General features: G+C 69.6%; 7 protein-coding genes. 1 reads left to right on the top strand and 6 read right to left on the bottom strand.

The genetic code is table 11. From position 1 onward, the window contains the following. Positions 1 to 2: 2 nt before the first annotated feature. Complete coding sequence (locus ACFONC_RS00035; RefSeq protein ID WP_386741467.1) at positions 3 to 407, bottom strand: VanZ family protein; 405 nt, start codon at positions 405 to 407, stop codon at positions 3 to 5. Beyond that, on the bottom strand, positions 407 to 1,633 hold the full coding sequence (locus ACFONC_RS00030) for a class I SAM-dependent methyltransferase (protein ID WP_386742167.1): 1,227 nt from the start codon (positions 1,631 to 1,633) through the stop codon (positions 407 to 409). Before ACFONC_RS00030 ends, ACFONC_RS00035 begins: the two co-directional genes overlap by 1 nt. 34 nt (positions 1,634 to 1,667) lie before the next feature. Here ACFONC_RS00030 and ACFONC_RS00025 point away from each other — a divergent pair, with 34 nt between their 5' ends. Then, the gene (locus ACFONC_RS00025) at positions 1,668 to 2,408 is read left to right on the top strand and encodes a pteridine reductase (RefSeq protein WP_386741466.1); all 741 of its coding nucleotides are present in this window, start codon (positions 1,668 to 1,670) and stop codon (positions 2,406 to 2,408) included. Between the two features lie 148 nt (positions 2,409 to 2,556). Here ACFONC_RS00025 and ACFONC_RS00020 read toward each other — a convergent pair whose 3' ends face one another. The 4 genes from ACFONC_RS00020 to folB form a co-directional block, all read right to left on the bottom strand. Beyond that, complete coding sequence (locus ACFONC_RS00020) at positions 2,557 to 3,381, bottom strand: DUF6159 family protein (protein WP_386741465.1); 825 nt, start codon at positions 3,379 to 3,381, stop codon at positions 2,557 to 2,559. Between the two features lie 206 nt (positions 3,382 to 3,587). Then, complete coding sequence (gene folK / locus ACFONC_RS00015) at positions 3,588 to 4,082, bottom strand: 2-amino-4-hydroxy-6-hydroxymethyldihydropteridine diphosphokinase (RefSeq protein ID WP_386741464.1); 495 nt, start codon at positions 4,080 to 4,082, stop codon at positions 3,588 to 3,590. Between the two features lie 7 nt (positions 4,083 to 4,089). Further along, positions 4,090 to 5,379: a mechanosensitive ion channel family protein gene (locus tag ACFONC_RS00010; RefSeq protein ID WP_386741462.1), complete on the bottom strand. Its 1,290-nt coding sequence runs from the start codon at positions 5,377 to 5,379 to the stop codon at positions 4,090 to 4,092. A 3-nt stretch (positions 5,380 to 5,382) separates the two neighbouring features. After that, positions 5,383 to 5,742, bottom strand: coding sequence for a dihydroneopterin aldolase (gene folB / locus ACFONC_RS00005; protein ID WP_386741461.1), 360 nt, complete (start codon positions 5,740 to 5,742; stop codon positions 5,383 to 5,385). Between the last annotated feature and the right edge of the window lie 197 nt (positions 5,743 to 5,939).

Below are 5,939 nucleotides of genomic sequence, written 5' to 3'. Positions count from 1 at the left end.
GATCACTTCGGGAACAACCGCGCCTCGATCCGCAGCAGCAGATCGCGCAGCGGCGTCAGCGCGATCGCAAACCCCGCAGCCACGCCCAGCGCATCGGCCAGCACGTCGCGCGGATCCATCGAGCGGCTGGCGGTGAACGCGAACTGCGCCAGCTCGATCGCAACGCCCAGTCCCACCAGCCCCAGCGCCGCGCACCACAGCGCCCGGCGCGTGGCGTACAGCTGCACCGCGCTGGCGGCGAGCAGGAAGAAGGCAAGGAAGTGCTCGATCTTGTCGAAGCCGCGCGGCACCGACGGCAACTCGCGCGCGGGCACCAGGCAGGCGACGAATACCAGCACCACCGCCAACCACCAAAGCGCCAGCCACGCGCGCGGATGGCGCAGCGGCTTGAGTCCGTGCAGCGCCATCACAACCGGAAGCTCAGGTCGCCGGCCAGGAACGCGGCGCCGAACTCCACCCCGCGCGCGAAGCCCATCGCCTGGAAGCGCTCGCCCATCGCCGCGGGCAACGTCAGCTGCTTGGCCTGCTGGCGCAGCGCGTAGCGGCCGGCCTCGTCGGCGGCGCGACCCTCCTGTTCTTCCAGCCGCTGCGCCAGGCCGTTGCCGATCAGCAGGCTGGCCTGCGAGCAGTAGCCGGTGAAATCGAACCCGGCCCCGGTGCCGGCCTCGGCCAGCGCGGTGAAGTCGACCGAGGCGGTGATGTCCTGCAACCCGGGATGCGCGAACACGTCACCGCTCACGCGATGGCGGTGGAAGGCGCGCAGGGTGCCGTCCGGGCGCTCTGCCGAGTAGTACTCACGGCGCGGATAGCCGTAGTCGACGAACAGCATCGCGCCGGTTTCCAGCCCGCCGGCCACCGCCTGCAGCCAGTACGGCAGCTGCGGCAGCAGTTCGGAGCGGTAACCGTCGGGCAGTGGCGTACCGATCTCGCGTTCGACGTGGCGCACGGCCGCCGACAGCAGCGGATCGGCCGGCCGATCGGTGCGGATGAACGCGCCATCGCCGGTGAGCGCGACGTGTTCCTCGAACACTTCGCCATCGCGGACGCTGAAGCGCGGTGTCGGCAGCGCGTCGATCACTTCGTTGGCGAACAGAACGCCGTTCCACGGTTCCGACAGCGGCCCGTCGAGCCATTCCACGCACTCGAACACCAGCGGCGTGAGCTTGCGCTGCAATCGTTCGCGCTGGCGCTCGCGCAGGTCGGCGCTGGGTTCGAGGATTGCATAGCGCTCGGGCATCGCGTCGATCGCCATCAGCTGCTTGATCGCGTGCTCGGCGAAGGCGCCGCTGCCGCCGCCGATCTCCAGGAACGTCGCCGCCGGCCCGACCTGGCGCAGCACCGGCGCCACCGCCTCGGCGATGCACTGCGCGAACAGCGAGCCCAGCTCGGGCGCGGTCACGAAATCGCCGGCGCGGCCGAACTTGGTCGCCCCGGCGCTGTAGTACCCCAGCCCCGGCGCGTACAACGCCAGCTCCATGAAGCGCGAGAACGGCACCGCGCCGCCGGCCGCGGCGATCTGTTCGCGGATCAGCGCCTGCAGGTGCGCGCTGTGCGCCAGCGCGTCGGCGTCGGGGGGCGAGGTGGGCATGGAGTTTCCTGTTCGACTGCGCGACAGGATACGGAACGCCGCCATCGCATGGGAGCGGCCTGCGCTATCGTGTGTCGCCATGAACGCATCGCCCCGCCCCGTCGCCCTGGTCACCGGCGCCGCGCGCCGCCTCGGCGCCGCGATCGCCCGTGGCCTGCACGCCGCCGGCTACGACCTCGCCCTGCACTACCGCAGCTCCGCCGCGCCGATGCAGGCGCTGGCCGGCGAACTGGAAGCCGCGCGCGGCGGCAGCGTCCTGACGCTGCAGGCCGACCTGGCCGAGTTCGACCGCCTGCCCGAACTGGTCGCACGAACCATCGGCCGCTTCGGCCGCCTCGACGCGCTGGTCAACAACGCCTCGGGCTTCGGCCCCACGCCGCTGGGCACGGTGACGCCCGCGCAGTGGGACATCCTGTTCGCCAGCAACGCGCGCGCGCCGTTCTTCCTCGCCCAGGCCGCCGCGCCGCACCTGGCCGCCGCGAACGGCGCGATCGTCAACATGACCGACATCCACGCCGCGAAGCCGCTGCGCGACCACACGGTCTACTGCATGGCCAAGGCCGCGCTGGAGATGGCGACGAAGTCACTGGCGCTGGAGCTGGCGCCCGACGTGCGCGTCAACGCGATCGCGCCGGGCGCGATCCTGTGGCCCGAGGACGAGACCGACGACGAACGCCGCGCCGCGCTACTGGCCCGCACCCCGCTGGCGCGCACCGGCACGCCGGAGGAAGTCGCCGAAGCCGTGCGCTGGCTGCTGCGCGACGCGACCTACTGCACCGGCCAGGTGCTGCGCCTGGATGGCGGAAGGCTCCTGGCGTAGGTCGGGGCTCCGCCCCCGACGGCTTTCGCCCGCAACCCGGACAACGCGCGAAGAGCTGTCGTTCCGGCCGCGCGAGCTGTCGGGGGCGTAGCCCCGACCTACGGCGCTGTCATTCCGGCCGCGCGAGCGTCGGGGGCGTAGCCGCGACCTACGGGGTGAAAGCGCGGGACAGCGCGACGCCCTGGAACGCCGGCGGCGTTTCGTTCGACACCGCGTAGCGGTACAGCGCGGCCGAATAGATGCCCGTCAGCGCGGCCTGGTAGATGCCGAGCAGCAGGACGCCGATCGCGCAGGCCACGCCCACGGCGATGGCCAGGGCCGCCGAGACCTGCGCGGCCAGCACCACCAGCCCCACGGACAGCAGGACAGCGACGAAGATGATCACCCCGAACGCGGCGCCGATGCCGACGTTGCCGATCGCGTTCTCACCCCAGGTGCCCTTGAGCAGGCCCAGGCTCTGCTTGAGCGCGTCGATCGGGCCGACATCGCGACTGACCAGCACCGGCACCACCAGGAAGGTCGCCAGCGTCCACGCCACGCCCAGCCCGCTGCCGAGCAGCCGGATGATGAAGTTGTCCTTGTTCTTCAGCGCCTGCAGCAGCACGCCGACGGTGGCCGAGATCGCCGCGTAGCCCAGGATCGCCGGCAGCCGCGACTTCGCCGCGCTGAAGCCGTCGCGCAGGGTCGGGTCGCCGCCGTCCAGGCGGATCATCGCCGCGCCGACCAGGGCGCAGTTGAAGAAGATGATCACCGTGTACTGGCAGAAGTAGAACAGGAAGCCGAACACCGCCCCGCCGACGCCGAAGCCGTCGGCGAAGATCCGCAGCGCCAGCATCGGCACCAGGAAGGTCGCCAGCACCGCCAGCGTGGCGATGCCCGACAGGATCGGGAACAGCATCAGTTCCTTGTCCGAGCGCAGTACCGAAGCGCTTGCCTTGACCAGCCCCCAACTGCGCGAAAACTTCTCGAACATGCCCTGATCTCCCCGGGTGATGGCGTCATCGTGCGATGCGCGCGGTGTGCGCGCAAGCGCCGGAAGTATCAAGCCATGACGTGGCCGCACGGCGGATGTGACCGCACCCGCCCTAGTGGGGCTTCAGCCGCGAGCTCCTGGTTCGCAAGTGGAATCGAAGGCTCGCGGCTGAAGCCGCTCCCACTAGGGCTGGGGGGGCCAGTCCGCTATCCGATGTCGAACCCCGGCACCGCCTCCATCGCCACGTCGCGCTCCGGCGACTGCGCCCACAGCTCCGCAAGCGTGCGCCCGCTGCGCGGCTCGACCATGTCCGGCGCGATCTCGGCCAGCGGCCGCAGCACGAAGGCATGGCGCAGTTCTTCGCGCGGCACGCGCAGATGGCCGGGGCCGTCGACGATGTGCTCGTCGTACAGCACCAGGTCGATGTCGAGCGTGCGGTCGCCGAAGCGCGGGCCGCTGCGGTCGCGGCCGTGCGCGTCTTCCAGCGCGTGCAACCAGGCGTCGAGCGCTTCGGGTTCGAGGTCGGTCTCGATGACCGCAGCGGCGTTGAGGAAGTCGCCGCCGTCGAAACCCACCGCGCGGGTGCGGTACACCCGTGACACCCGAACCTCGTCGAAGCGCGCCTGCAGTTCGGAAATCGCCGCGCGCAGGTGCGCCTCGGGTTCGAGGTTGCTGCCCAGGCTCAGGCAGGCACGGGCCATCGCGCGCTCAGTCGCCCGTCGCGGGCGCTGCGTCCTGCGCGGCCGGCGCGAGGCGCAGGTTCGCCAGCGCCGTGCTCAGTTCGGCGCCGCTGGGCTGCTGGAACACGCGCAGCCCGAACTCCGGCATCACTGCCAGCAGGTGGTCGAAGATGTCGCCGGCCAGGTTCTCGTACGGCACCCAGTTCACGTTGGCCGAGAAGCAGTACACCTCCAGCGGCAGGCCGGTCGGCGTCGGGTCGAGCTGGCGCACCATCAGGGTCATGTCGTGCGCCACGCCGGGGTGCGCCTGCAGGTAGGCGGTCATGTAGGCGCGGAAGGTGCCCAGGTTGGTCGCGCGGCGGTTGTTGACCGGGTCCTTGCCGGCGGCCTCGAGCTTGGCGTTGTAGTCGGCCAGCTCGGCCTTCTGCCTGTCCAGGTAGCCATCGATCAGCGCGAAGCGGCGCAGGCGCTGGCGCTCTTCCGCATCGAGGAAACGCACCGAGGTCTGGTCGATCAGCAACGCGCGCTTGATCCGGCGCCCGCCGAAATCGGTCATCCCGCGCCAGTTGCGGTAGCTCTCGCTGATCAGCGTCCAGGTCGGGATGGTGCTGATCGTCTTGTCCCAGTTCTGCACCTTGACCGTGTGCAGGCTGATGTCGATCACGTCGCCGTCGGCGTTCTGGCTCGGCATCTCGATCCAGTCGCCCACGCGCAGCATGTCGTTGCTCGACAGCTGCACCGACGCCACCAGCGACAGGATGGTGTCCTTGAACACCAGCATCAGCACCGCGGTCATCGCGCCCAGGCCGGTCAGGAGCACCAGCGGCGACTTGCCGACCAGCGAGGCGATCATCAGCACCGCGGCGATGATGTAGATGCCGATCTTGACCAGCTGCAGGTAGCCCTTGATCGGACGCTGCACGGCGTGGCGGCTGGTTTGCTCGTAGATGTCGTTGAGCGCGTTGAGCAGGTTGCCGATCGCCATCGCCACGGTCAGCGCGACGTAGGCGAGTGCGACGTTGCGCACGACCAGGTCCAGCCATGCCGGAATGCCCGGCACCAGCGCGATGCCGCCGAGCACGACCAGCGCCGGCACCACGTTGGCCAGCCGCGCGAGCACCCGGCGACCCATGATCGCGTCGTCCCACTTGGTCGGCGACGCCTTGGCCAGGCGCCCGACCACCACCAGCAGCACGCGCCGCGTCAGCCAGTTGGCGATCCACGCAACCAGCGCCAGCACCAGCAGGGCGACGACCGTGGACGCGTAGGGAATCCCGGCCAGCGGCCGCACGAGGTTGGTTTCGATGAAGTCCTGCATGCGCTACAGGGTAGCGGCCGTGCGCTCGATGGTCACCCCGACCGCGCGCGCGCCGCGCACCGCACCCGGCTTGCTGAGCTTGAGCCGCACGCGCGACACGCCGAATTCATCGAGGATGATCGCCGCCACCCGCTCGGCCAGCGTCTCGACCAGCCCGAACTCCGACTGCGACACATAGGCGATCACGCGCTTGCTCACCGCCTTGTAGTTGAGCGTGTCGGCGATGTCGTCGCTGGCCGCGGGCACGCGGTTGTCGAAGTCCATCTCGATGTCGAACAGCAGCGGCTGGCGGATACGCCGCTCCCAGTCGTAGATGCCGATCAGGGCTTCGACTTCGAGGGCTTCGATGAAGACGGTGTCCATGGGGTCAGAGGCGGAGAAGTCAGAAGTCAGAAGTCAGAAGTCAGAAGTCGCAACAGCTTCATGTTTTTGCCCCCTTTGGAAAAGGGGGTATGGGGGATTTGCTGTTGCTCTTCCCGAGGAAAGGCAAAAGCAAAGGGGCTGACCTAGATAAGCCTCAGATGCCTACCCACGATCGCAGCGTAGCAAGCTGCTGACGC

The sequence above is a fragment of the Luteimonas soli genome, from assembly GCF_042648865.1.
In the GTDB taxonomy this organism is placed as follows: domain Bacteria; phylum Pseudomonadota; class Gammaproteobacteria; order Xanthomonadales; family Xanthomonadaceae; genus Luteimonas; species Luteimonas soli.
This window is presented reverse-complemented; position numbering and strand designations above follow the sequence as displayed.